The organism is Lactiplantibacillus plajomi, assembly GCF_005405405.1.
Taxonomy (GTDB): domain Bacteria; phylum Bacillota; class Bacilli; order Lactobacillales; family Lactobacillaceae; genus Lactiplantibacillus; species Lactiplantibacillus plajomi.
Genome location: NZ_BJDZ01000014.1, coordinates 34,284 through 60,248, shown reverse-complemented (window position 1 = coordinate 60,248; position 25,965 = coordinate 34,284). Strand labels below are relative to the sequence as shown.

The 25,965-nt window shown below is 51.3% G+C and carries 19 protein-coding genes and 2 pseudogenes; 15 read left to right on the top strand and 6 right to left on the bottom strand.

Annotated elements, in window-relative coordinates; genetic code table 11:
- The first annotated feature begins 7 nt into the window (after nt 1-7).
- The 4 genes from FFM82_RS07410 (at nt 8) to FFM82_RS07395 (ending at nt 4,380) form a co-directional block, all read left to right on the top strand.
- On the top strand, nt 8-1,630 hold the full coding sequence (locus FFM82_RS07410) for a peptide ABC transporter substrate-binding protein (protein ID WP_170178250.1): 1,623 nt from the start codon (nt 8-10) through the stop codon (nt 1,628-1,630).
- Nucleotides 1,631-1,801: 171 nt separating this feature from the next.
- The gene (locus FFM82_RS07405) at nt 1,802-2,173 is read left to right on the top strand and encodes a cupredoxin domain-containing protein (protein ID WP_137645223.1); all 372 of its coding nucleotides are present in this window, start codon (nt 1,802-1,804) and stop codon (nt 2,171-2,173) included.
- Nucleotides 2,174-2,185: 12 nt separating this feature from the next.
- Complete coding sequence (locus FFM82_RS07400) at nt 2,186-2,458, top strand: cupredoxin domain-containing protein (protein ID WP_137645222.1); 273 nt, start codon at nt 2,186-2,188, stop codon at nt 2,456-2,458.
- On the top strand, nt 2,455-4,380 hold the full coding sequence (locus tag FFM82_RS07395) for a copper-translocating P-type ATPase (protein ID WP_137645221.1): 1,926 nt from the start codon (nt 2,455-2,457) through the stop codon (nt 4,378-4,380). Before FFM82_RS07400 ends, FFM82_RS07395 begins: the two co-directional genes overlap by 4 nt.
- 133 nt (nt 4,381-4,513) lie before the next feature.
- Here FFM82_RS07395 and FFM82_RS13640 read toward each other — a convergent pair whose 3' ends face one another.
- Nucleotides 4,514-5,440 (bottom strand): LysR family transcriptional regulator, encoded by a 927-nt coding sequence (locus tag FFM82_RS13640; RefSeq protein WP_225425643.1) that lies wholly within the window; start codon nt 5,438-5,440, stop codon nt 4,514-4,516.
- A 255-nt stretch (nt 5,441-5,695) separates the two neighbouring features.
- On the opposite strand from FFM82_RS13640, the gene FFM82_RS07385 reads away from it, so the two are divergent.
- Genes FFM82_RS07385 through FFM82_RS07375 form a run of 3 tightly spaced genes read left to right on the top strand, consistent with a single transcriptional unit; the run spans nt 5,696 to nt 9,401 of the window.
- Nucleotides 5,696-7,030, top strand: a complete 1,335-nt coding sequence (locus FFM82_RS07385) for an SLC13 family permease (protein ID WP_137645220.1) — start codon at nt 5,696-5,698, stop codon at nt 7,028-7,030.
- 39 nt (nt 7,031-7,069) lie between these two features.
- Entirely contained in the window at nt 7,070-8,398 is a 1,329-nt protein-coding gene (locus tag FFM82_RS07380; RefSeq protein ID WP_137645219.1) for an enolase C-terminal domain-like protein, read from the top strand.
- A 22-nt stretch (nt 8,399-8,420) separates the two neighbouring features.
- Complete coding sequence (locus FFM82_RS07375) at nt 8,421-9,401, top strand: hydroxyacid dehydrogenase (RefSeq protein WP_137645218.1); 981 nt, start codon at nt 8,421-8,423, stop codon at nt 9,399-9,401.
- Between the two features lie 44 nt (nt 9,402-9,445).
- Here the strand turns inward: FFM82_RS07375 and FFM82_RS07370 are convergent.
- A pseudogene (locus FFM82_RS07370) lies at nt 9,446-9,846 on the bottom strand (aggregation-promoting factor C-terminal-like domain-containing protein).
- 274 nt (nt 9,847-10,120) lie between these two features.
- On the opposite strand from FFM82_RS07370, the gene yjeM reads away from it, so the two are divergent.
- The 6 genes from yjeM to FFM82_RS07340 all read left to right on the top strand — a co-directional run bounded on the left by yjeM (nt 10,121) and on the right by FFM82_RS07340 (nt 19,893).
- Complete coding sequence (yjeM, locus tag FFM82_RS07365; RefSeq protein ID WP_137645217.1) at nt 10,121-11,605, top strand: glutamate/gamma-aminobutyrate family transporter YjeM; 1,485 nt, start codon at nt 10,121-10,123, stop codon at nt 11,603-11,605.
- A 157-nt stretch (nt 11,606-11,762) separates the two neighbouring features.
- Nucleotides 11,763-13,484, top strand: coding sequence for an ABC transporter ATP-binding protein (locus FFM82_RS07360; RefSeq protein ID WP_137645216.1), 1,722 nt, complete (start codon nt 11,763-11,765; stop codon nt 13,482-13,484).
- Entirely contained in the window at nt 13,481-15,262 is a 1,782-nt protein-coding gene (locus FFM82_RS07355) for an ABC transporter ATP-binding protein (protein ID WP_137645215.1), read from the top strand. The genes FFM82_RS07360 and FFM82_RS07355 overlap by 4 nt, the downstream gene beginning before the upstream one ends.
- Nucleotides 15,263-15,285: 23 nt before the next feature.
- Nucleotides 15,286-16,473, top strand: a complete 1,188-nt coding sequence (locus FFM82_RS07350; RefSeq protein WP_137645214.1) for an AbrB/MazE/SpoVT family DNA-binding domain-containing protein — start codon at nt 15,286-15,288, stop codon at nt 16,471-16,473.
- 130 nt (nt 16,474-16,603) lie between these two features.
- On the top strand, nt 16,604-18,190 hold the full coding sequence (locus FFM82_RS07345; RefSeq protein ID WP_137645213.1) for a cation:proton antiporter: 1,587 nt from the start codon (nt 16,604-16,606) through the stop codon (nt 18,188-18,190).
- A 182-nt stretch (nt 18,191-18,372) separates the two neighbouring features.
- On the top strand, nt 18,373-19,893 hold the full coding sequence (locus FFM82_RS07340) for an endonuclease MutS2 (RefSeq protein WP_137645212.1): 1,521 nt from the start codon (nt 18,373-18,375) through the stop codon (nt 19,891-19,893).
- A gap of 56 nt (nt 19,894-19,949) precedes the next feature.
- Here FFM82_RS07340 and FFM82_RS07335 read toward each other — a convergent pair whose 3' ends face one another.
- A complete protein-coding gene (locus FFM82_RS07335; RefSeq protein ID WP_137645211.1) occupies nt 19,950-20,465 on the bottom strand; it encodes an aggregation-promoting factor C-terminal-like domain-containing protein in 516 nt (171 codons plus the stop codon).
- Nucleotides 20,466-20,753: 288 nt separating this feature from the next.
- On the opposite strand from FFM82_RS07335, the gene FFM82_RS07330 reads away from it, so the two are divergent.
- Nucleotides 20,754-22,145: an aspartate ammonia-lyase gene (locus FFM82_RS07330; protein WP_137645210.1), complete on the top strand. Its 1,392-nt coding sequence runs from the start codon at nt 20,754-20,756 to the stop codon at nt 22,143-22,145.
- A 72-nt stretch (nt 22,146-22,217) separates the two neighbouring features.
- On the opposite strand, the gene FFM82_RS07325 is transcribed toward FFM82_RS07330, so the two are convergent.
- The 3 genes and pseudogenes from FFM82_RS07325 to FFM82_RS07315 form a co-directional block, all read right to left on the bottom strand.
- Nucleotides 22,218-22,823 carry a DNA-3-methyladenine glycosylase I gene (locus FFM82_RS07325; protein WP_137645209.1) on the bottom strand — a complete coding sequence of 202 codons (606 nt, stop codon included), beginning with the start codon at nt 22,821-22,823 and terminating at the stop codon, nt 22,218-22,220.
- A 121-nt stretch (nt 22,824-22,944) separates the two neighbouring features.
- Nucleotides 22,945-24,321 (bottom strand): annotated as a pseudogene (locus FFM82_RS07320) (DHA2 family efflux MFS transporter permease subunit).
- 33 nt (nt 24,322-24,354) lie between these two features.
- Nucleotides 24,355-24,879 (bottom strand): GNAT family N-acetyltransferase, encoded by a 525-nt coding sequence (locus FFM82_RS07315; protein WP_137645208.1) that lies wholly within the window; start codon nt 24,877-24,879, stop codon nt 24,355-24,357.
- Nucleotides 24,880-25,056: 177 nt separating this feature from the next.
- On the opposite strand from FFM82_RS07315, the gene FFM82_RS07310 reads away from it, so the two are divergent.
- Nucleotides 25,057-25,950, top strand: a complete 894-nt coding sequence (locus FFM82_RS07310) for a metal ABC transporter solute-binding protein (RefSeq protein ID WP_137645207.1) — start codon at nt 25,057-25,059, stop codon at nt 25,948-25,950.
- The last annotated feature ends 15 nt before the right edge of the window (nt 25,951-25,965 follow it).

Genomic DNA, 25,965 nt, shown 5'->3' with positions numbered 1-25,965 from the left:
CATACATATGAAAAAAGCACAATCCGTAACGTTACTTAGCAGTTTATTGCTTTTGGCCGGCGCACTCGCCGGTTGTGGCAATGCCAGTGCCCAGTCCAAGCAGCAGACCTTGCACCTGATGCAGGATACCGAATTACAATCACTGGATACGTCGAACACCGCTCAACTGACCCAGTGGAACGTCCTTCAGCAATCAATGGAAGGCCTTTACCGGATGAACGCCAATAACAAGGTCGTCGGTGCGATGGCGACCAAGGTGGTTAAACCGACTAACAATGGTAAGACCTACACCTTCCACCTCCGTAAGAACGCAAAGTGGAATAACGGCGATGCCGTGACCGCCCAAGACTTCGTGACCGCTTGGCGCCGCTCGGTCAGCTCAACGTCGACGTCCGGGTACAGTTATATTTACGAAGGGATTAAGAATGCCGAACAGATTTCCGCCGGTAAAAAGCCAACCAGCACGCTGGGCGTCACCGCGGTTAATCAACATACGTTGAAAGTGACCCTGTCGCGGGCGATGCCGTACCTAGATAAGATGTTGACGATGCCGGCCTTCTTCCCACAAGATCATAAAGTGGTGGCGAAGTATGGGAAGGATTACGGGTCGACCAGCCAGAAGATGGCCTACAACGGGCCGTTTACCGTGAAGGGCTGGAACGGGACCAACGATTCGTGGTCGTTACTTAAAAATAAGCAGTATTACGCTAAAAAGTCGATCAAGCTCGACAAGATGACGATGCAAGTTGTCAAGGACTCGACCACCGCCCACAACCTCTTTTCACAAGGAAAGCTGGACGACGCGCCGGTAACCGGTGTGACGGCCAAGGGGGTTCAGTCGGATAAGCACTTGAAACACGTTAAGAAGGCCGGGACCTACTACTTACGCTTGAACATGCAAAATAACCGCGCGCTTCGCAACCAGAACTTGCGCAAGGCCCTGAACCTGGTCTTGAACAAGCAGTCGTTAACTAAGAACGTGCTGAGTGACGGCTCGACGCCGGCTTACAACTACGTGACCCCGAGTCTTGCTACCGACCCGACTACCGGTAAGGACTTTGGGACCGAAACCCAGTCTAAGGACCGTTACGACGTGCAAAAAGCGCAAAAATTATGGAATAAGGGCTTGAAAGAACTTGGCAAGTCCTCGGTCACGCTGAAGATGGTCAGCGAGGACACGACGGTTGCCAAGAACATTGACCAGTTTGTCCAGGCCGCCGTTAAGCAACACTTACAACACGCGAAGGTCGAGGTTTCGGCGGTTCCAGCTAAAGCGTCCGGTACGGCGGTTCAAAACGGGAACTACGACTTGACCTATACGCTATGGTTGGCCGACTACGCCGATCCGGTTTCGTTCTTTGACATCCTCACGAAGAATAATCCGCAAAATTACGGCCACTACGCGGATGCCGTCTTCAATCAGCAAGTCAGTGCCGCGCACGGCAAGAACGCAACTAACCAAAAGGCTTACTGGCAAAATATGCGGACCGCGGCCGAACGGTTGAACACGACCAGCGCCGTGGTGCCACTGTATAATATGACCGAAAGCCACCTTGTCAATAACCAACTCAGTGGTGTAACGTACCACGCCGTTGGTGAGAACGACTATACGCGGGCTTACTTTAAATAGTAGCGGCGTAAAATAAGTGAAAGAATGCCTAGCTTAGGGGAGTTTGACCTAAGTTAGGTATTTTTTTGCTTTTCATCGTTGACAACTGTAAACGGCGGCGCTAAGATAATAACTGTTTATTTACAATTGTAAACATAAAAGAGAAATTCATTTGAGTAGGAGGAAGTTCTAATGGTTAAAGTTATTGTCTTGATCGTCGGCTTAGTAATTATCGGGTTTATTTTATGGTGGTTCTTCGGTAAGCATACCGTTAACGCGGTTAGTGCTGAAAGTAACGGCCAAACGCAGCAAATCAATATCGACGTTAACGGTGGCTACTCGCCGGAAAACGTTGTCCTGAAAAAGGGCGTGCCGGCCGTCTTGAACTTCACCCGGCGCGACTCCTCCACTTGTTTGGATCACGTCGTTTTCAGTGATTTTGGGATTAACCAGACGCTACCTAAGAACGAAGCGCAATCGATCAAAATTGATACGAGTAAGGCTGGCGAATACCAGTGGGCTTGCGGCATGGACATGTTCCACGGCAAGCTAACGATCAAATAGGGGGTTATCAACATGGAAAAGGAACAACAAATTAACGTGACGGTCAACGGTGGTTACGCACCCGCAACGGTTGAATTGAAAAAAGGGGTGCCGGCCAGCTTGACCTTGACCCGCACCAGTGACCAGGGTTGTCTGGACGTTGTACACTCCGACGCGCTCGGCTTTAACACCGACTTACCGCTCGACCAGCCGCAAACGGTTACGGTACCCACCGATAAGAGCGGCGAGTTTACGTTCAGTTGTGGGATGGACATGTTTCATGGAAAGGTGGTTGTTAAGCCATGAGTATCACCAAGCGTTTTTGGATTTCATTAGTCTTTTCGTTGCCGATGCTGGCTAACATGATCCTAATACCGTTCGGCTGGATGTTGCCGGGGGGCGATTGGACGCAGTTGATTTTAACGACGGTCGTGATGGTCGTTTCGGCCGGGCCGTTCATCAAGAGTGCCTGGGCGTCATTTACCAAGCACCATTCCAACATGGATACGCTGGTAGCTATCGGGACCGCGACGGCTTACTTCTATAGTATTTACGCGATGGCGACCGGTCAGCCGGTCTTCTTCGAATCGGCCGCGTTCGTCACGACCTTCGTCTTGTTAGGCCAAGTTTTCGAGGAACGGATGCGCAATAACGCGTCGAACGCCGTCGAAAAATTAGTTAATTTGCAAGCCAAGGACGCCGAAGTATTACGTGACGGCCAGTACGTACGGGTACCGCTGGAAGAAGTCGTTAGCGGTGACGTCTTACGGGTCAAGCCCGGCCAAAAGATCCCGGTTGACGGGGTCATTATTAAGGGCAGCTCGAGTGTTGATGAATCGATGGTCACCGGTGAAAGTATGCCGGTTGAAAAGACCGTCGACGATGCCGTGATTGGCTCGACCATCAACAGTAACGGGACCTTCCTGTTTAAGGCCAACAAGGTCGGTGACCAGACGATGCTGGCGCAAATCGTTGAACTGGTGAAGAAGGCCCAAAATAGTCACGCACCGATTCAAAAGCTGACTGATAAAGTTTCCGATATTTTTGTGCCGGTCGTTTTGATCATTGCGATTTTAACCTTCTTAGTTTGGTACGTTTTCCTAGCCGCTAGCTTGGCAAACGCCCTGATCTTTGCGGTTTCCGTTGTTGTGATTGTCTGTCCGTGTGCCCTGGGTCTGGCAACCCCAACCGCTTTAATGGTTGGGACCGGTTGCGGTGCCAAGATGGGCGTCCTAATCAAGAACGGTGAAGTTTTGGAAGCCGTTAACGATGTCAAAACGGTTGTCTTTGATAAGACCGGGACGATCACCGAAGGCCAACCAAAAGTGACCGACGTGGTCGGCGACGAACAACGGGTCTTAACGGTGGCCGCTAGTCTTGAAGAAGCCTCCGAGCACCCGTTAGCCGCCGCAATCTTGAAGCGGGCCAAGGCGTTGAACCTGACTGGCCAAACGGCACAGCAGTTCCAAGCCGTTGAAGGTAAAGGGGTTCAAGCCGTCTTGGGCGGTCAAACAGCGGTTGTTGGTAACCATAAGTTACTGGCCGACTTTAAGTTTGACGCCGCCATGGAACAACGAGAAGCTGCGCTGCAAGATGCCGGTAAGACCGTCGTTTACGTTGGGGTGGATGACCGGATCATCGGGATGATTGCCATCCAAGACGTGCCGAAGGAAACTTCTAAGCAGGCGATTGCCGACTTGAAAGCCCGCGGTCTTAAGACGGTCATGTTGACCGGTGATAACGAACGGGTCGCAAAGGCGGTTGCAAACGAAGTCGGTATCGACCAAGTCATCGCCGACGTGTTGCCTAGTGATAAGGCGGACCACGTTCAGGCGTTACAAAAATCCGGTAAGGTTGCCTTTGTTGGTGACGGTATCAACGACGCGCCGGCATTAACGGTCGCCGACGTTGGCATCGCAATGGGTTCTGGGACCGACGTTGCCATTGATGCTGGTGGGATCGTGCTCGTTAAGAACGACTTACGTGACGTTGACCGGGCCTTGGCACTCAGTCGTAAGACCTTCAACAGAATCAAGTTGAACCTGTTCTGGGCCTTCATCTACAACGTTTTAGGGATTCCGGTTGCCGCCGGGTTATTCTTCGCGGTCGGCTTATCATTAAGCCCCGAATTAGCCGGGTTAGCCATGGCCTTCAGTTCGTTGTCCGTGGTCACCAGTTCCGTTCTCTTGAATAAAGCCAAAATTGAAACCCGTGCGCGGGTGGCGTAGTTTTTGGACCACGTTTCGATTATTCTCATACGAAGATGCAAAAAGGCCGAGACTTTTGTCTCGGCCTTTTCCTATAATTATTAGTCAAGCCCAGATTGTGGCAACTTGCCGCCTTGCCGGTTGGTACCATCTTTTAGGCTTTATCGGCGGGGTGCTGCTTGAGCCAGCCCGCGAGGAAGGCCAAAAAGGTTTTAAGCGCGGCCTTGTCGTTATACTGGTTATATAACACGTCCGCGGAATAGGCGGCGTTGCCGGCCCCCGTCACCGGTAAGTAAGTGATCAACGGGTTATTAGTGCGTTCGCGTTTGAGGAAGACGCTTGGGTAAAAGCCGACGCCGTAGTTAAAGGCTACTAGTACGTCGCGTTGTTCCAGGGTAGCGACCCGCCGAATCTGGGCGCGGTCGATTTGATTGGTGAACTTGTCCATAAAGATGTTTTGTAGGAAGTTCGAATCGGTCGGACTGTAGTAGAGGATTTTTAACGCGCCGAGTTGCTTCAGGTCGAAGCTGTCTTGCTGGCTCAAGGGGTTCAGTTGACTCACACCGACGACTAGTTCACCCTTCAGAATCGATTGCGAGTAGAGGTTGGCGTCTTCTAAACTCAGCGTCTTGTCGTAATTAGGCGTTAACGCGAAGTCCAGCGACCCGTCGGAAACGTGGTCGGCTAAGCGCTGACCGCTTTCTTCCTTGAAGTTAAGCTTGATTTCGGGATGGTCGTGCACAAAATCACGTAATAGTTCTTGTAACAGCAGCGCCTGGTTGGCGGAGGAGAAGCCGACTTGCAGGTCGCTGTTTTTTTGCTGTTTTTCGAGGGCGATGCGGTTGACCGCCGCGTTGTAACTGTTGACGATGTCCTGGGCGCTAACTAGGAACTGCTTGCCCATCGGGGTCAGTTCGGTATTGTTTTTTTCGCGGGTGAAGAGGGTCGTGCCCAGTTCAGCTTCAATTTGGTTCATTTGTTTGGAGACTGCCCGTGGTGAAAGAAATAATTTGTCAGCGGCAGCTTTAAAGCTACCATAGGTGGCAATTGCGAGAAAAGTCTTTAGTTTCGTGGTTTCTATAGCGGTTTTTCTCCAATCAATTTTGTGTTGGAGTGAACAATCGGTTCAGCAGGGGTCCATTTAGTCACTGTTCAGATCCGGCTTAGCTGCCTACAATGATATTGAAAACGTTTTTACGAGGCAAACTAGTTTACCGACACATGCTCACTGATTCATTAAGCGGTGGTCACACCGCGAGGCTCACGACCCGAATTTTTTTGAGTTCGCTTGCTCATTATAATTCAATGTCAAATTGATTGCACGGAGGTAATTCGCTTGAGCACTTCATACATTGCTATAATCGGCTTTTTGATGATGTTTGTTATTATTTACCTCTTGTTGAAACAGAAAGTCAGCACGATGTTCGCTTTTTCCGTTATCCCGATTATCGGGGCAATTTTAGTCGGTATGTCACCGACCGCCCTTGGGAACGCGCTGGAAAAGGGACTCGGAATGACGACACCGGTTGCCCTGATCATGTTGTTCTCACTACCATACTTCATGATGATGGCGGATACCGGGCTGTTCAACGAGATCGTCCGTAAGATTTTACGGCACGTCACCATTACGCCGCCAGTTTTGACGAGTCTGACCATCCTGGTCGCCATGATCGTTGGCCTGGACGTCAGCATTACGTCGATTTATATTATTGCCATTCCACTCTTGTTACCATTTTATAAGAAGTTAAAGATGAGTCCGATGCTGCTGATGTTCTTTACGACCCTCGGGGTAATCAACACCTTCGACGTGCCGTGGAGCTCACGGATGTTGCGGGCCGCTTCGTTGGTTCCCGAAGTCAAGGGGGGCACAATCAGCCTGTTCTCACGGATGTTTCCGACCCAGGTTGTCTTCACGATTCTGCTGTTCGTGATTGCGATCGTTATCGGGTTACGGATTCAGCATCAAAACAAGAAGTCCGGGGAAGCCGTTACGGATGATAGTAACGACCAGGACGCCGCCGAAAGTATTCACGACGATCCCGAACTGGCCCGGCCAAAATTATTCTGGATCAACGTTTTATTCACGATCTTCTTAGTATTTTGCCTGGTTGCCTTCCCGACCGTTCCGTCGTACTACGTCTTCGCGTTTGGCTTAGTCGTGGCGTTTGCCTACAACTACCCGAACATCAAGATGCAAAATAAGTTGTTGAAGAAGTACGCCAAGTCACTGATGCCGGTTATGCCGACGATCCTGTTATCCGGGGTAGTTGTCGGGGTTATGCAGTACAGTGGCATGATGAAGGCGATGGTCAACGTGTTACTCAACGTCATTCCATCATCGCTGGGCCCGTGGGTCTACATCATTATCGCGCTACTTTCAACGCCGCTGATGTTCCTGTTCACCAACGATACTTGGTACTACGTTTTGCTACCAATCGTGATTTCGATCATGAAGGCTTACAACGTACCCGGTGAAATCGTCGTTGTGACGCTGTTCATGAACATGGGGGCGATGTTGACCCCGATTGCCCAACCGCAAATTTACATTGGGACCAACATGACTGGCGACGCGATTACGGTACCGGAATTTATCAAGAAGTGCATGTTACCAATTTGGGGTCTGAGCATTGCTTGGACGTTGATTGGCTTAGCTTTAGGAGCTTTCCGTTAATTTGAAACTACAGATTATTTATTAAAGGAGCGTATTTAAATGAGTACACCAAAAATTGTCAAAATGGACGTTTATCCCGTTGCCGGTTACGACAGCATGCTGCTGAACTTAAGTGGGGCGCACGGCCCGTACTTTACCCGTAACATCGTCGTGTTAACGACTAACGAAGACCAAGTCGGGGTCGGTGAAGTGCCTGGTGGCCAAGCCATTACCGATATTTTGGAAAAGTCCAAGGACTTAGTTGTCGGTAAGACGCTGGGTGAATACAAGGGTATCTTGCAAAACATGCGGACTAAGTTCGGTTACTTAGACGCTGGTGGTCGTGGCAACCAAACTTTCGACTTACGGAAGATGATCCACGCCGTAACCGCCGTTGAAACGGCCTTCCTTGATTTGATTGGGAAGCACTTCCACGTCCCAGTTGCCGCTTTGTTAGGCGACGGCCAACAACGGGAAAACGTCGGTGTGTTGGGCTACCTATTTTTCGTTGGTGATGCCAACAAGACGGATCTACCTTACTTACAAAACGATGATAACTCCGACGCCTGGGGCAAGTTACGCCGTAAGCCGGCAATGGATGCCGATTCGATCGTCAAGTTAGCCAAGGCGGCTTACGACCGTTACGGGTTCAAGACCTTCAAGCTTAAGGGCGGGGTCTTAAAAGGTGAAGACGAAGTGCAAGTGATGAAGGCCCTCCACAAGGCTTTCCCAGATGCCAAGTTGGACTTGGATCCAAACGGTGGCTGGTCACTGAAGGAAGCTTTGAAGTACGCGGACGAAATGAAGGACGTGCTCCATTACATCGAAGATCCGTGTGGTGCTGAAGACGGCTTCTCTGGCCGTGAAATCCTGTCTGAATTCCAGAAGAAGACCCACATGCCAACGGCGACGAACATGGTCGATACCGACTGGCGGCAAATGTCACACGCCATTGCGCTGAACGCCGTTTCGATTCCGTTAGCCGATTCCCACTTCTGGACGATGGAAGGGGCCGTTCGGGTTGCGCAACTTTGCTCCGAATTTGGCTTGAACTGGGGGATTCATTCCAACAACCACTTTGACATTTCGTTAGCGATGGCCGTTAACGCCGCCGCTGCTGCCCCTGGTGACGTCTTCGATATCGATACGCACTGGATCTGGCAAGATGGCCAAAACTTGACTAAGAACCCTTACCAAATTCGTGACGGTCAAGTTAAGGTTCCAGCAACCAACGAAGGGCTCGGCGTCGACATCGATTTGGATGCGATTAAGAAGGCCAACCAGTTATACATCGACAAGCACTTAGGCGCCCGTGATGACGCGGCAGCCGTGCAATTCTTGATTCCTGGCTGGAAGTTCGATCCAAAGCGTCCGGCACTCGTACGTTAATTTTTGAAAGGACTGGCACCAATTGAAAAAAGTATTAATTAGTGAAAAAATTGATCAAACGGCTAGCGACATGCTGACCAAGGCCGGCTTCGACGTCCAAGTGGCGTCCGGCGTTGACGAAGCAACGTTAACTAAGGAAATTCAGGGGGCCTATGCCTTGATCCTGCGCTCCAGCAAGTTGCCGAACGCGGTCATCGACCAGGCGGACCAACTAAAGATTATTTCGCGGACCGGGACCGGCGTGGATAACGTCGATATCGACGACGCCACCAAGCACCAGGTCCTGGTCGCCCGGGTTAACGGTGCCAACGCCTACTCGGTTGCCGAATACGTTATCACCCAGATTTTGACTCTGAGCCGGCGGATTTTAAAGTCGAACGCTGCCTTCCAAGCGGGCAAGATTACTAACGAGCAGGGCGCTTCGTTACCGGGACTAGCCGTTAAGAATGATTTAAATGGTCACGAAGTTCGCGGTAAGCGGCTCGCCATCCTCGGCCTCGGTCGTATCGGGCGGGTAATCAAGGGCTTAGCCCAAGCACTCGGCATGGACGTCGTTGCCTACGACCCGTACGTTAAAAAGGCCGACATTCCAATGCTGACTGACCTGGACGAACTTTATCGCACCAGCGATTTTATCTCGGTCAACATGCCACTGACACCGGAAACTAAGAACATGATCAGTAAGGCCCAGTTAGCCGAAATGAAGTCAACCGCCTTCGTTATCAACGCGGGCCGCGGTGGTATCGTCAACGAACACGACTTAGCTGATGCGCTTAACAGCGGTGAAATCGCTGGCGCCGCACTGGACGTCTTCGCAACCGAACCGCCGGAAGCTGATAACCCGATGTTCACTGCCAAGAACGCCATTTTAACGGCGCACATTGGTGGGACGACGGTTGAAGCGATGCGTGCGGTTGCCCAGGGGGCTGCCCAAGCCGTCATTGACTATGCGAACGGCAAGCAACCCGAATTTACCGTTAACTATGATAAGATCAAGCACTAATTGCTGAAAAAATGCTGGCAGAAACTTCTGCCAGCATTTTTTTATTAATACCAGTGATGATGTTGCCAAAACTTCTTGGCCTTGATCCAGCTGCCGTAGCGGCCCTTCACGTAGGTGTTCGAGCGGCGTTCCTGGTTGACCGGCGATAGTCGCCGTGTAAGTAGCTACGCAAGAGTTGGTAACGGCCGTAACACTTGCCGTTACGGGCAGTGTAGCTGTAACCCGATTCGCGGTAAGCAATCCACTTCTTAGCGGCCCGCTGTTTTTTTGAGAGGTGGGCGTTGATTTTCTTAATTTTTTTAGCCTGACTCGTTTTCTTCTTGGTTTTAGCTTCGGCGGTAACCGCGACTTGCGGGACGAAGCTGGCGGCGACGTTGGCGACCAGGCCGACGACGCAGCCAAGGGCGACGAGTAATAAGATTGTTTTGATTTTTAAACGTTTCATTAGTGTAGTTTCCCCATTCGTTTAGATTAATAACCCAACGCTGACTAGCATACAACCCTTATATTGCAGTTTTGTTAACGAGTCGTTACCGCTCTGTTAAACAAGATGAACAGAAAAACTAGTGAACTGAGTTAATTATTAATGAACGTTCACACTGAAAAATTACTCGTTTTTCATTAAAAATAAATCCGGTTATTCGAACGGTCGCTTATCATTAGAAGTATAAAACCGTTTTCACACGGGTTTGCAATGAAAAAAGAAGTGGGGCGAAAATATGTCAGAAAAAAATGATCAGAAAATTACGCTAATGGCGTTAGTTATGATGATTTTTACGACGGTGTTCGGGTTTGCGAACGGAACGATTGCTTTCTACTTAATGGGGTATTCGTCAATTCTGTTTTACCTGATTGCCGCAATTTTATTCTTCATTCCGTTTGCGCTGATGATGGCCGAATACGGGGCCGCCATCAAGTCCGATAGCAGTGGGATGTATAAGTGGTTGGAAGTGAGCGTTAACGCGAAGTTTGCCTTTGTCGGCACCTTCATGTGGTTCGCGTCTTATATTATTTGGTTGGTTTCGACCTCGGCGAAGGTTTGGATTCCGTTTACGACGACCTTCTTTGGGAGCGACCAGACCCAGAAGTTCGCGATGATGGGGCTCAATGCTACCCAGGTCATCGGGATCTTATCCTGTCTATGGATGGTACTGGTCACCTTCGTTTCAATCAAGGGGATGAAGGGCATCGTCCGGATCACCAACCTAGGTGGTTTAGCGGTGACGAGTTTGACTGCCATTCTCCTGGTTGTTTCTGGGGTCATCCTAGCGTTAAATCACGGTGAGTTTGCCCAACCGCTGACGCACGTCTTAACGTCACCGAACCCGAGTTATCAACATCCGGTCGGCCTGTTAGGCTTCGCGGTCTTTGCGATTTTCGCGTACGGGGGCTTGGAAGTCCTCGGTGGGATGGTCGATAAGACAAAGAATCCGGAAAAGACCTTCCCACGTGGGATTATCATTTCCGCCATCGTGATTACGATCGGTTACGGCTTGGGCATCTTCTGCTGGGGAATCAGTACGAACTGGCAGGCGGTCCTATCCGACCCGACAACGAACATGGGAAACATTAGTTACGTCATGATGCGCAACCTCGGCTACGTGTTGGGACAGTCGTTAGGCTTAAGCGCCGCGGCGGCCAACACGCTCGGCCTGTGGTTTGCCCGCTACACCGGTTTGGGCATGTTCTTGGCTTATAGCGGCGCGTTCTTTACGCTGACCTACTCACCGCTCAAGACGTTGATCATGGGGACGCCGAAGTCACTGTGGCCAAGTAAATTTACTAAGTTGAATAAGAACGGCATGCCAAGTTACGCCATGACGATTCAGTGTGCGATCGTTATCGTGATTATCCTGGTTGCGTCGTTTGCAACGCCGGACGCGTCGGCGTTCTACAACGTCTTGACCTTGATGGCCAACGTGTCGATGACCTTGCCATATTTGTTCCTGCTATACGCCTTCCCGAAGTTCAAGGCCAACCAGGACATTGCCAAGCCGTTCGTGGTTTACAAGTCGTTGACTTGGACTAAGATCATCAGCTGGGCGGTCTTCATCGTTGTGCTTGGCGCCAACGTCTTCACGTTGATTCAACCAATTTTGGAAACCGGTAAGATTCAGAATACGATTTGGATGCTGGTCGGCCCGATCCTGTTCGGTCTGATCGGTTGGATTTGGTATAAAAAACACGCTCACCACTTAGTTTAAGGTGAGCAATTGGAAGCTTGTGATTAATAGTCACGAGCTTTTTATTTTTAGAAATTATCAGTATTATCATCGAGATTAAAAAATAATTATATATTGATTGTCGAACCGTCATAATTCGGGTAGGCTAAGAGCAGATGCTTTTTAGGAGGAATGAATTATGAAAGTGTTGATGACGTACTTTAAACGCTACCGCGTGGACGTCTGGATTGCATTACTCTCGGTAATCGTTCTAGTCTTCGCGACGTTATGGCAACCGCGACTGTTACAAGTCGTGATGAATGCGATCATTGCAAATGACCAACAAACCGTATTTCGGGAAGGGCTGATGCTCTTAGGCCTTGCCGCCTTAGGGATTATCGGCGGAATCGTCAACACGATTTATTCCGCTCGGGTGGCACTGGGGGTCGCAACCGACTTGCGGGCTGACTTGTACGCAAAGATTCAATCGTTTGCCTACGCCGACGTTGAGAAGTTCTCGGCGTCCAACCTAGTGGTCCGGATGACCAACGATATTAACCAGGTCCAACAAATCGTGATGGCCGGGTTCCAACAAATCACCCGGATTCCGTTACTGTTTGCTGGGGCGCTGATCCTTGCGTTAGTGACCATGCCGGAACAGTGGTGGGTGATCGTCCTGATGATGGTCGTCATTTTGTTGGCGTCCTGGATTGCGGTCAAGCGGATGACCAAGTACTTCGCTCAGACCCAACAGAATATTGAAAACGTCAACACCGTGGCCCGCGAAAACTTGATGGGGATTCGGGTCGTTAAATCGTTCGTTCAAGAACCAAACGAAATTAAAAAGTTTTCAACCGCCTCCGACGCCTTAACGTTGGTCACGGCTAAAATTGGTTACTGGTTCGCGATTTTAATGCCGATTTTTTTTCTGGCGGCCAACTTGGCGGTCGGAGTGGCCGTCTACTTGGTTGGTCAAAACATTACCACCCATCCCGGCTACTTAGCGGCAATCACCAGTTTTATCTCTTATTTAATGCAAATTTTATACGCCGTTATCAACGGGGGCTTCCTGATGACCTTTGCGTCGCGGGCGTTCATCTCGCTCGGCCGGATTCAGGAAGTGCTGACAACGGAACCGAGCATGACTTACGTTGAAGGTGACGACGCCCCGTTGAAGGGCGACATCAGCTTTGAGCACGTGACCTTCACTTATCCGGGCGACGACCAACCAACTTTACGGGACGTCAGCTTTACGGCACCGGCGGGCGCAATGTTGGGCATCGTTGGTGCGACCGGTTCCGGGAAAACCACGTTGGCGCAATTAATTGCCCGGCTGTATGATCCGGATAGCGGTGTAATCAAAGTTGGCGGGGTCGACGTGCGCCAGATTCCGGAAAAGGCCTTACGGGCGACCGTCGCTTACGTCCTACAACGGTCAACGCTATTTTCCGGAACAATTTCCGGTAACTTAAAACAAGTTAGTCCGGACGCCGAGCTGAACCACATGCGCTGGGCGGCCAACGTCGCACAAGCGTCGGAATTTATCGAACGACTGCCGCGGACGTACGACGCACCGGTCGAAGAACGCTCGCAAAACTTTTCTGGGGGCCAAAAGCAGCGGCTAGCGATTACCCGTGGGGTGATTGCCAACCCGGAAATTTTGATTTTAGACGACGCGACCTCCGCGCTGGACGCCCGTTCAGAGAAGTTGGTTCAAGAAGCGCTCGACCGTGATTTGAAGACGACGACCACCGTGGTGATCGCCGAAAAAATTGCGTCGATCATTCGTGCTGACCAAATCTTAGTCATGGATAATGGCCAAATTAGCGGCAGCGGGACCCACCGCGACTTATTGAAAACTAACCGAATCTATCAAGAAATCTACGCCACTCAAAAGGCACGTGAGGAGGGGCTTAAATGAGCGATTTGAAAAACGCCGGTAAGTACTACTGGCACTACCTAAAGAAGTATTGGCGCGGCTTTATTTTAAGTACGCTATTAATTGCCTTTTCGACCTGGTGCATCGTGATTGCACCGACCTACCTCGGCCGGGCAGTCGAAGAGTTGACCACTTACTTATCGCAGTGGACCAACCCGGCGACCCGTGCGCAGGCCAGTTTAGGGACTTTCAACCACACCCTAGTCATTTACGTACTGTTGTACGTGGGGGACGCCGCTTCGATCTTTATTTCCAGCTTGATTTTAGCGCGGGTGACCGCCTACTCAACGGGTACGATGCGGGTCGGACTGTTCCGCAAGATGCAGCGAATGCGGGTTCAGTATTTTGACACTCACAGTGACGGCGATATTTTGGCCCGCTTCACCTCCGACCTTGATAACATCTTTAACGCGATGAACCAGGCGTTATTGGAAATTTTGTTAGCGGTCGCCCAGTTTGTGGGGTTGTTGATCGTGATGTTCAACCAAAATACAACGATGGCCTGGGTCACGATGGCCTCGACGCCGGTTGCGTTAATTATCGCGGCGTTCGTGATGCGCAAAGCCGGTAAGGCCGTTAACCAGCAACAGGACGATATCGGTCAACTCAACGGGTACATCAACGAACAGATTACCGGTCAGAAAGTTTTAATCACTAACGGCTTACAGGCCGATTCAATCAAGGGCTTTAGCGGCTACAACGCCAAGGTTCGGCAGTCGGCCTTGTCCGGTCAAATCTGGTCGGGAATTTTGAACCCGTTGATGCAGGGGATGTCCTTGCTGAACACGGCCATCGTCATCTTCTTCGGCTCCTGGCTGGCGTTGAACGGCAGCATGTCGAAGGGGGCGGCCTTAGCCTTGGTCGTGGTGTTCGTGAACTACGCCCAGCAATATTACCAACCAATCATGTCGCTAACGAGTTTATACAGCATGATCCAGTTGGCGATTACCGGTGCACGCCGGGTCGACGAAGTTCGTCAGCAACCGGACGAAGTTAATCCGCGTGATGGCGGCCAGTTGGACGGGATTCAACACGAATTGAAAATCGACGACGTCTACTTTAGTTACTTGCCGGGCAAGGAAATCCTGCATGGGATTACTATCAACGTGCATAAGGGTGAGATGGTCGCCTTAGTTGGTCCAACCGGTTCTGGGAAAACGACGGTGATGAACTTGCTGAACCGTTTCTACGACGTTGATAGCGGTCAAATTACTTTTGACGGGACCGATATTCGCACCTTTGACTTGAACGTCTTACGTGAAAACGTCGGTATCGTGTTGCAGGAACCGCAACTCTTTACCGGCACGATTGCGGACAACATTCGTTACGGGGAACCAACGGCGGACATGGCGCGGGTCGTGGACGCGGCCAAACAGGCCAACATTCATGACTTCATCGAAAGTTTGCCGGACGGCTATTCAACCCTGGTTTCTGACGAACAAAGCGTCTTTTCGGCGGGGCAGAAGCAGTTGATGTCGATTGCGCGGACGATTTTAACCAACCCGCGCTTACTGATTTTGGATGAAGCGACCTCCAACGTTGACACCGTGACCGAAGCGAAAATTCAGGCGGCGATGGATAATGTTATTCAGGGGCGGACCAGCTTTGTGATCGCCCACCGGTTGAAAACTATCCTGAATGCCGATAAAATTGTGGTATTAAAGGATGGTGCGATTATTGAACAGGGGAATCACGCCGCGTTGTTGCAAGCAAACGGCTTTTACGCCGAGCTTTATCGCAACCAAATGGTCTTTGAATAATTGAGTTAAGAGAGGAATAGGTAATGGTGGAAGAAGAACCGCGGGTGCGGGTCACGATTCCCGTGTCGGCGTTAGAGCGGGCGGGAATCGACCCCCAAGACGCGTTACAAGTAAAGGTGAAAGACGACGGCTTGGTGCTCGGTAATGCTAACCGTGACCGGCCGGAACGGTTTTGGAACTTACTGATTTGGCCGCTGATTGTTGCCGGGGCAGCCGGGTTGGCTAGTTACGTTTATTGGTGGGTGCGGGGGATTGGTCCGGTCGGCTTGACCGGTTCGGAGTCGGTCGCTAGTTTGACGATCGTGGCTGGCGTCGTGACTGGTGCGCTGCTCTTTATCGGTTTCTTCATTCGGACTCGAAACGACCCGGATAACCGCTTTTCACGCCAAGTTTACTGGCGGAACTTCCCAGTCATTACGATTGCGTTCGTCATGATGTTGGCGTTCGCACTAGTTGGTGCGTTTTGGGTGTTCGAACTCCTTTTCCCGCGGGTCGTCTTTGACCGGGTGACGGCGCTGCTGTTGGTGGTGCTGTTTACCTACTTTGCCGACGCTTTTATGATTGGCGCTGCGTTGACCATCAACGCCCGCACACTTTCTACCATCTTAGTGGTGGTGATTATTACCGGCTGCGTGATTTCGATGGCGGCTAACGGTCAACGGCGCTGGTGGCAACATAACCTGAGCTTTTTAGGAACGGAAAGTGCTCGTAACGCTTGGCAGTTCAATCTAACGCTGATGTTTTCGGCGTTACTGATGGTGGCGTTAATTGACTACCTGTTTGTGTCGCTCAGCCGCTTTTATCCACGCGACTGGCGGACGTCAACGCTGCGGGTGTTATTGACGCTGACGGCAATTGACGTGGGCGCGGTCGGGCTATTTCCGAATAATGCGACCTTCCACGGCTTACACGACGCGGTCGCTGGCGGACTGATTACCCTAATGGTTTTATTGGTAGTCGGGGTGCGCTGGTTATTGCCGAATGTGACTAAGGACTTTTTATGGCTGTCGTACGGAATCGGTATTGGTTTACTGGTGCTGAACTTCGGCTTCCGCTGGTTCAATTACCCGTCACTGACCGCTTTTGAGATTCAGGCGTTTGCACTGGCCTTTGGCTGGGTCTTAATGCTTTTTTCTCGAATCCAAAACTTGATTGATGAGGGGACCGCTCCGATTCCAGTTCATGCAGAACAGTTACCAAAAATAAAATAAGTTATGCTAAACGGTCATTCTGCCACGCGGCGGGGTGGCCGTTTGTTAGTTGGAAGGCTTAATTAGGGTTTGCCAGTGGTATTAATGGTATAAATATATTCGGTGAATTAATTAATCGGGGGTGACCAACGTGCATTTATTATTATCAACGGTGATCTTACTGGCCGGTGCGACCGTCAGCGTCTTTTTATCACGGGTACTAACGAAGGTTTCGGTCAACTACGTGAGTATGGCGGTCGGGGCCCTGCTATGCTTAGTGCCGGCGCTGGGTAGTCACGTTGAACAGTTTAGTTCGGAAGTCTTTATCGGTATGATCGTCGCCCCGTTACTGTTCTTTGAAGGCCAGGCGACGCGGTTAAACGCCGTGGGGCGGGCACTAAAATCCATTATTCAAATGACGGTCGTGCTAGTCCTACTCGGGCTGATTGTGGCCGGCTTTAGCGTCTGGGCGGTGGCCGGAATCGGATTGCCACTGGCGTTTGTGTTGGCGGCCATTAGTACGCCGACCGACGCGACCGCGATGGATTCGGTTAGTAATGGGCGTAGGATGCCCAGAACGGCAGGTTTATATTTGAAGATGGAATCGCTGTTTAACGACGCGTCCGGCATTATTTTACTGAACATGGCGGTCCTCTGGTACGCGAACGGCCACATCAACGTGCGCGAAACGGTGGTCGATTTCTTAATTTCGGCTGGCGGGGGTGTCGCCTTTGGGTTGGTAACGGCTTGGGTGGTCGTCCTGTTTCGCCAAATCCTGGTGCGCTCGTCGTATAATTCGTTAAACGCCGCGACGTTGATCTACATTGCCACGCCGTTTGCGATTTACGCGGCGGCCGAAGCCCTGCACGTATCGGGCATCATTGCGGTTGTCTGCGCTGGCTTGGTGCATAACGCGGAGACCGAACGCAGTCGCTTCACGAACCCACAACAAATTCATTTTGGTGAGGACCTCGTTGGCATGATTACGGAAATGTTCAACAGTACCGTGTTCGTTGTACTGGGCTTTATGTTCGTTAACTTGTTGCGGGACCCGCGGATGACCGCGGGGGCTGGTCAGTGGCTGTTGATTGGTGACGTTCTGTACGCGACCAACGTGCTGGTGCGGTTACTTTATAGCCACTGGCGCCTGAGCTTTGATTGGCGGGCGGCCTGGATCTTTGCATTGGGTGGGGTTCACGGTGCCGTCACGTTAGCGTTAGCCTATACCTTGACTGAGACGGCGGTCAGCCGGGCCGACTTTAACTTAGTGCTGATGGCGGCCAGCGTGCTGATTATTTTGAGCATGGTCGTCCCGACCTTGGTATTCCGCTGGTTACTGAAGCCGGACGTCACTGACGAGCAGGCGAGTGCCGAAGTTGACCGAATTCGGGTTGAAATGGTGCACCGGGCGATTGCTAGTGTGCAGGCGATGTATTTGCCGGACAACGTCAAACGGACGGTTATTTTCGACCTGATGACCCAAAAGCAACGCACCCGCACGCGCGACTTCGCGAAGGCCTGGTTGGAGGTTGTGCGTCGACCGGAATTTACCGGTGCGGAAAAGGAATTGGAAATGCGGGCGTTCATGAACGCGTTGGAACAGGAACGGCAATATTTAGACATGATTTCTCAACGGGAAGTGAAGTATCAAAGCTACGTGATGAAGCTATATAACGAAACGTTACTGGCGGAATCGTTGGTGATTGGCCCGTCGATTTTCGATGCGGATGCCGAGTAACGGTCGGGCGCGCTTGCGTGTAACCGCGGCAAATGGTAGACTGGCGGAGTTATCAAAGTTGAAAGGAGTGAACTTGATGAGTGCGGAACAACTGTCTGGTAATGTCCCTAGCGCCCAAGTGCGCGGTTAAGCAGGGTAATGACAGTCATAATGTGTTGCCCTGCTCGAAGGAGTAGAAACACATGAACGAAACAATTAGACAAACGCTACAACTAGATCAAATTTTAGCAACGGTCGCCGGTTATACGCATAGCGAATTTGCGGCGGACCAGTTGAAAACGACGCCGGTCACGGCTGGGCTGGATGCGGTACGGGCGCAACTGACGCTCACCCAGGAAGCTCACCGGTTACTAGCTAACGACGTTAAATTAACCTTTTTCGACCTCGACCAGTTAACGGTCGTTAAAACCAAGTTGGACCAAGGAAAGTTACTTAATCCGGAACAGCTCCAAACGGTCTTAGCCGCCTTGACGAGCTGGAGTCGCTTTAAGACGGTCTTGCAACTCAAGCAGGAACTTGCCCCGCGGTTGGCGGAACGGGTGACGGCGGTTAATGCGTTAAACGGCTTACGCCGGCGTCTGGAACAGTCGATTGACCACCACGGTATCCGTGACACGGCCACCCCTGAGTTGGCCCGCTTGCGGCAAGTTAAGCAACAACAAACGGCTAAGGTCAAGGCGGCCGTCGCGCAGTTCATTCAAAAACACCCGCGTCAGTTGCAAAGTCGCCAAGTGATTGCCCGTGACCAACATTACGGCGTTCAATTGAAGGCAACTTATAAGAACCAGTTTGCGGGCACCGTGCTGGGCCAGTCCGCGACGGGGTCGACGGTTTACTTCGAACCCGGCAACGTCACCCAAAACGGGCGCGAATTAGCGGCAACGGTTGCCGCGGAAGACGCGGAAGTCTACCAAATTATTGCGACCCTGACCGGTGACATCGACGAACATTGGCGCGACGTCCAGATTCAGCTACAAGCGTTCAGCCAGTTCGATCAAATTTTTGCCCGTGGCCAGTACGGGTTGCAACAATCGGCCAGCGTACCGCAATTAAATGATGAGCAGGCGGTCACCATCGTTAACGGCCGCCACCCGTTGCTCGGTAGTCAGGCGGTGCCGTTGAACGTTAAGTTGGAAGCTGATCAAAGCCTGATGATCACTGGGGCTAACTCCGGTGGGAAGACGGTCGTCCTCAAAACGATTGCCTTATTTTCATTGATGATCAAAGTCGGGTTGGAAATTCCGGCCGATCAGGGCACAGATTTAGCCGTCTTCGACCAAATTTTAATTGATATTGGTGACCAACAAAACATGGCCGCTCAGCTAAGCACCTTTTCGGGTGAAATGACGACCTTAGTGGCAATCACCAACGACTTGCGGCCGAACGCACTAGTTCTAATGGACGAAATCGGTAGTGGGACCGACCCGGAAGAGGGGGCAGCCCTCGGAATCGCCATCATTGACGACTTAGTTAAGCGCCACGCCAAGTTGGTCGTGACCACCCACTATAGCGAAATCAAGCAGTACGCGGTCGACGCCCCCGAGTTTGTAACCGGGGCGATGGCCTTTAACCGCGAAACGCTACGACCGGAATACCGGTTACTACTGAACCAAGTTGGGGAAAGTGAAGCGATGTGGTTAGCGGCCCGCTTGGGGTTACAACCCCGGATCGTTACCGCAGCCCGACAACGACTGCATCGATAAAGCCAAAAATCGCGTACCACCCGTTGAAGGTGGCGCGCGATTTTTTTACGATATTGTTAATACCAATGGTGTTGGAGCCAGAAACGTTTGGCTGCCGTCCAAGAACCATAGCGTTGGGCAACGTAGCGATTCGCGGTTCGTTCCTGATTAGCCGCGGAAAAGTCGCCCTTGAGGTACGTCCGTGAGAGCTGGTAACGCCCGTAGTACTGACCATTTTGCGCGTCGTAACGGTAACTGGATTCGTGAAAGGCAATCCAGCGCTTGGCGGCTTGTTCGTCAGTTGTCAATGTATCATTGGCCGCTGTACGGGCCGTCTGTTGGGCTTTTCGAGTTTCGTGGTAGCCGCGGATCAGTTTGAATTTTGGTTTTCCCGCCTTAGTTGCGACCGGCTGGTGCTTAGTGGGTGGCAGCGAACTGGCCCGCTTGGTGACGCGCTTGGCCGTCTTAGGCGTGATGGTCAGCTGAACGCGTTGCACGCTGGCGGTCGCCGGTAACGTTGTGCTTAACCCTATACTGGTACCAATGAGTAACGCGGCTAGCTTCCAGCGATATGGTTGGCGTAATAATCCCATCGTGACCTCCTCCTTGTAAATGAGTTTCCTATTTATTATAGAATAATTTGCGTAAAATACAATTAACGTCAAGTTAGTAAAATTGGTCTATGAAAGCCAAATTTCCTATCGCTAATGATTAATTAGTTGATTGGGTGATTAACCATTATTCCGTAATGTTTTAACCCCTAATAACTTAATAAAATGTAAATTGTTATCGTGGCGGTTGTGAATTTTCATAAATGGTCTAAACTCTAGTTTGTTCATGTAAGAAGTTCTAACATCAAATAAATTAAGAGGGTTAAAGTTATGCGGATTGAAACGGATTGTATTGGTAAATTAGCAATTGATGATCAGGCGTTATACGGCATTCACGCAGCCCGGGCACAGCAAAATTTTCCGATTACGACGGAGCGGATGGCGCCGGCACTGATTCGGAGCTTAGTTCAAATTAAAAAGGCGGCGGCCGAAGTCAATTGCGCGGCGGGAACGTTAACGGTACCGAAGCGGCGGGCAATCATTGCTGCCTGCAACCAACTATTATTGGGACAACACGCGGATAGCTTTATCGTGCCGGCGGTTCAGGGCGGTGCTGGCACGTCGGCCAATATGAACGTTAATGAAGTTGTGGCCAACTTAGCCCACCGGTTGACCGGCGTTAAGATTCACCCGAACGATGACGTTAACCAATCGCAATCAACTAACGATACGTTTCCAACGGCTTGCAAAATGGCCCTTCGACAGCAACTCCCAGACCTGCAAGTCGCACTCGGCCAGTTAGTTCAAACCTTACTCGTTAAGGCCAAACGCTATCAAGACGCCCTCAAGGTGGGACGTACCCAGTTGCAAGACGCCGTGCCGACTACCTTCGGCCACAGTTTTCACGCTTACTGCCAATTATTTAAGCGTGACTTGGGTCGGATTCAAAGGGCTGGTGCGCAATTAGCAGCGGTCAACTTGGGTGGGACCGCAATTGGCACTGGCATCAACGCGACCCGCTACTACCAAACCCACATTTTAAGCGTTTTGAACCGGAATACGCACCTGGGGTTGACCGCGGCGCCCGACTTGATCGATGCGACTCAAAACTGCGACGCCTTCGTCACGTTTTCCGCGGCCCTTAAAACTTTAGCCACCGACCTTTCGAAGTTTTGCAACGACTTACGCTTGCTGGCGAGTGGACCACAAGCCGGCTTGGCGGAAATTCAGTTACCCGCTAAGCAGGCCGGTTCCTCGATTATGCCGGGGAAGGTCAACCCGGTGATTCCCGAAGTTGTTAACCAGGTCGCCTTTGAAGTGATCGGTAATGACGTGACCGTCACGATGGCGGCCGAAGCGGGGCAGTTAGAACTAAACGCCTTTGAACCGATTATGATCCGGGCGTTGCTGGAAAGCGAAAGTTACCTGCAACACGCTATAACAACGTTGGTACAAAACTGCCTACGGGGGGTGACCGTCAACCGCCGGAAGTGTGCGGCCCAAGTCAAGCAGTCAACGATTTCAGCTACGGTGTTATCCCCCTACTTAGGTTACGAGACCACGACGGCGTTAATTAAAGAAGCGTTAGCCAGCCACGTCACCGTTCCAGACTTGCTACGGCAACGGCACTTGTTACCGACCGCGACGATTGACCAGCTTTTTTCACCCGCGGGATTGACCCAGCCACGGACGGCAACAACGAGTGCGGTGGATGCACTTTAAGCGCTAGCGTTGATGGGCACGTGTGGGCAACGTCATAATTAAACCGCATTTTATATTGAAGCTATCCGAACGTTACGTTCGCGATAGCTTCTTTTTTGTGGTGGGTCGCAAGCCGGCTGAATCGGGACGAGCGGTGATGAAACCGGTCGTGACCAGCCAGGCGTTGAGGGTGACCGGACCGGTGAACTGGAAACCAGCGGCGCGCAGCGTTTTGGCGAGGCGGTTGCCGGTTTCCGTCTGGCGCGGGAGGTCGCGGTAGTGGGCGATTTCTAAAATCAGTTGCTGGTCATCAAGTTGTTGCCAGAGGTAGTGGTCAAACGAACCGTAGGCGGCACAAAGTTCGAGCGTTAGGTTGGCGTTATGGATGACGGCTTGGATTTTACGCGGGTTACGGATAATGGCGGGATTTTGACAAAGCCGTTCGACGTCGGCGGGGGTCATTTCGGCGATCCGTGGCAGTGACCACTGGTAAAAAGCCTGGCGAAAGGCCGTGCGTTTATTGAGGACGCTGTGCCAATTCAGGCCGGCGGAAAAGCCACTCAGACTGAGCATTTCAAAAATCTGGGCGTCGTTGTGGGTCGGAATCCCCCACTCGTAGTCAAAGTAGGCGCGGTAGGGCGGGTCCAGGGGGTAGTGGCGGTTGAAAATCGGGTCATCATCGAACCAGTTGGTAATCAAAGTGGTACCTCAACTTTCTGGACAGGAAAGGGACAGCGATATTAACTAGTTACGTGGATACGGTACAAAAACCGCCTAATTAACGTGGCTTTTAGAAGCAAACTTCCAAAAGCCACGTTAATTAGGCGGTCACGTTCGTACTTTTTTGTTTCGATAGGTAACGGGCGACGAGTAGTGAAATTAGTAATAATAGTAAACAAACGATAAAGCCAGCGGTAATGCCGAGGTATCCGGCGCCGGCCCAGTGTTGGTTGACGTTGGCGATGACCGCGACAATCAGTGCCGTCCCAAACGAGGCGGCAACTTGGCGAATCGTGTTGAAGGTCGCCACGCCGTCCGGCACCATGTCGTAAGGCAATAAGCCGAGGGCGTGGGTCTGTAACGGAATCAGCATGGTGACCAGCCCGAGCTGGCGTACCGTTTGGAAAATTGCTAGAACGATTGGCGTACTATTGGTGCCAATCAGTGCCTGCAGCAGGGTTCCCGTACAATCAATGGCTAAACCGGTGTAGACCAGCACGCGGACGTCTAAACGGTCGTAAAGCCGACCGCTTAAACGCGATAACGTCCCGGTCAGAATGGCACCCGGTAAAATGACGAGGCCGGAAATTAAGGCACTGCGCCCCTGAATCGTTTGAATTAATAACGGTAAGAGAATCGCGTTACCGTACATGGTTGCCGTGATCAGAGTATTGATGGTCGTGGCGACTACGAACTGGCGGTGCTTAAACACGTTCAAGTTGATCAACGGTTGGTCGCGGTGGCGCTGTGAACGGTAGAAGAAAGCGGTAAACAGCGCACCGAAAATAATCAGGCCAGCGACCCGCCACGAAAGCAAGTTAGCCGTTGAAATACTGGATAAGCCCATGAGAATTGACCAGAGCCCGATACTGATCAAAATAAAACCACGGGTGTCAAAGTTTGGTAACTCGTTATGCGCAATGTTCGGTAAGATGATCAGCGACGCAATCAGGGTGATCAAAATAAATGGCAGGATCACGATGAATAGGTAGCGCCACGAAAAGTAGTCGAGGATCACGCCGGAAACGGTTGGCCCGATGATTGGTGAAAAGTTAAAGGCTAAGCCGATAATACCCATAATCGCGCCCTTCTTTTGTGGCTGGGCGTAGCGGATCGCTAGGACGTTGACTAACGGCATCATCATGCCGGCTCCGACGGCTTGGACCATCCGGGCAATAATCACGACGATAAAGGCCGTCCCGCTAGCGCCGAGCGCCGTTCCGAGTAGGAAAATCAACGTGGCGATCAGGAACAGGTTGCGAAATGAAAAGCGACGGATCAGAAACGCACTGACCGGAATCATCAGCGCGTTGACCAACATGTAGCCGTTGGTGACCCATTGCACTTCGGCTTAGCTGACGTGAAAGACGGTCATTAGCTGAGGTAGTGCGGTGTTCATTAACGTGGAGCAAAGAATCCCGAAAAAGGTTCCAAACACCATAATGATAAGTGACCGCGCAATCCGAGGATTGGTCATGGTGTTCAACTCCTTTTAAAATTGTAGTGCTGGCTAAACGTTGAATGCGGGGAGGTAGTGCACCGTCCCGTGAACGGCCTTCAAACCGGCCGGCGTCATCCCCTTGATCAAGTAGGCGTCGGCGGGAACGTCGAACGGGGCGGTGACGTTAAATTCGCTTGCTGGGCGGTAACCGAATTGGCGGTAGTAGTCCGGCCAACCGAGAATGCTAATGTAACCGGCCCCGGAAATCCGGGCGCGTTGTTCAAGCTTAGCAATCAGCCGTTTGCCGACTCCCTGACGTTGGTGGGCGGGCGCAACTGCCAGTGGTCCTAAGGCAACGCCGGTCGTGGTCGTCGTGCCATCACTAACGCTGATCGGGCTAAGTAAGCCGTAACCCACCGGCTGGCCGCCGTCGTGAGCAACCACTTCTAAGCTGGCTTGGTAAGCCGGGTCTTGACGGATGGCGTGAATCAATTCGACCTCACCGTCATAGCCGTGCTCGGTACCTTCAAAAGCCGCGTGAACTAACTGGTCAACCTCGGTGAAGTCCGCGGGTTGAATCGTTTTAATTTGCATTGAAATTCTCTAAATTTTTATATTAGCCATTAATACTTAATTATGGACGGATTAGGATGAAATGTCTAGTTATATGAGATTGTTCTAAACCGTAAAAATTACTATTTACAAAAGTGGATGAGCTTGTTATGCTGTAAAGCGTAATTATTACTATTTAAATTTTGGAGGAATTATCACATGTTTAAGGTTAGACGGGTATTAGGATTACTAGCATTATTAATTGGCGGAACGGTTTTATCGGGGTGTCAGGCAACGACTAAGCAGTCGTCAAAAAAACTTAGCGTGGTCACGACCACCAATTTTTACGGTGAAATGGCGCGTGCCGTGGGTGGCAAGCACGTGCAAGTAACGTCGATCATCAACAAACCGACCGTTGATCCCCACGATTACGAACCAACGCCGCAAGTCGCTAAGCAGGTGGCTGGCGCGGACCTTGCGATTGCCAACGGGTTAGGCTACGACGGCTGGATGAATAAGCTGGTTAAATCGGCCGGGACCACCAAGTTAATGCGGGTCGGCGAAGACGTTTTACACCGTAAAGCCGGTGTTAACGAACACCTTTGGTACGACGTGCAGACGATGCCGGCAGCCGCTAAATATTTAGCTAATCAACTGGGCAAGATCGACCCCGACCGCCGTGCCGTTTACCAGAAAAACGCGGCGACCTACATTGACTCACTTAAGCCAATCAACAAGCAAGTCAACCAGCTGAAACGGCAGGTGGCAAAACTGGATAACCGTAACGTTTTCGTTAGCGAACCGGTTTTTGACCTAGCACTGAAGACAATTGGTTTGAAAGTGACTAACGCTAATTTTGAAAACGCGGTCGAAAAGGGGAGCGACCCGTCACCAAAGGTCGTTCACCAAATGCAAACGGCGTTGAAACGCCGCCAGGTTACCTTGTTCGTCAATAACCGGCAAGTGTCTAGTTCGACCGTGACCAACATGGTTAAACTGGCGAAGCAAAACGACGTCGCGGTCCTTGGTGTGACCGAAACGATGCCCGCTAACGTGACTTATCAAGAATGGATGTTAAAGCAATACCGACAATTAAGTCAGCTGTTGAAGTAAAAAAATAACCGCCCC

Excerpts from the sequence above, each read along its gene's own strand:
- FFM82_RS07335 (WP_137645211.1), bottom strand. The coding sequence starts at position 20,465 with ATGGGATTATTACGCCAACCATATCGCTGGAAGCTAGCCGCGTTACTC.
- FFM82_RS07330 (WP_137645210.1), top strand. The coding sequence starts at position 20,754 with ATGCGGATTGAAACGGATTGTATTGGTAAATTAGCAATTGATGATCAG.
- FFM82_RS07315 (WP_137645208.1), bottom strand. The coding sequence starts at position 24,879 with ATGCAAATTAAAACGATTCAACCCGCGGACTTCACCGAGGTTGACCAG.
- FFM82_RS07400 (WP_137645222.1), top strand. The coding sequence starts at position 2,186 with ATGGAAAAGGAACAACAAATTAACGTGACGGTCAACGGTGGTTACGCA.
- FFM82_RS07360 (WP_137645216.1), top strand. The coding sequence starts at position 11,763 with ATGAAAGTGTTGATGACGTACTTTAAACGCTACCGCGTGGACGTCTGG.
- FFM82_RS07310 (WP_137645207.1), top strand. The coding sequence starts at position 25,057 with ATGTTTAAGGTTAGACGGGTATTAGGATTACTAGCATTATTAATTGGC.
- FFM82_RS07380 (WP_137645219.1), top strand. The coding sequence starts at position 7,070 with ATGAGTACACCAAAAATTGTCAAAATGGACGTTTATCCCGTTGCCGGT.
- FFM82_RS07355 (WP_137645215.1), top strand. The coding sequence starts at position 13,481 with ATGAGCGATTTGAAAAACGCCGGTAAGTACTACTGGCACTACCTAAAG.
- FFM82_RS07405 (WP_137645223.1), top strand. The coding sequence starts at position 1,802 with ATGGTTAAAGTTATTGTCTTGATCGTCGGCTTAGTAATTATCGGGTTT.
- yjeM (WP_137645217.1), top strand. The coding sequence starts at position 10,121 with ATGTCAGAAAAAAATGATCAGAAAATTACGCTAATGGCGTTAGTTATG.
- FFM82_RS07410 (WP_170178250.1), top strand. The coding sequence starts at position 8 with ATGAAAAAAGCACAATCCGTAACGTTACTTAGCAGTTTATTGCTTTTG.
- FFM82_RS07395 (WP_137645221.1), top strand. The coding sequence starts at position 2,455 with ATGAGTATCACCAAGCGTTTTTGGATTTCATTAGTCTTTTCGTTGCCG.
- FFM82_RS07340 (WP_137645212.1), top strand. The coding sequence starts at position 18,373 with ATGAACGAAACAATTAGACAAACGCTACAACTAGATCAAATTTTAGCA.
- FFM82_RS07350 (WP_137645214.1), top strand. The coding sequence starts at position 15,286 with ATGGTGGAAGAAGAACCGCGGGTGCGGGTCACGATTCCCGTGTCGGCG.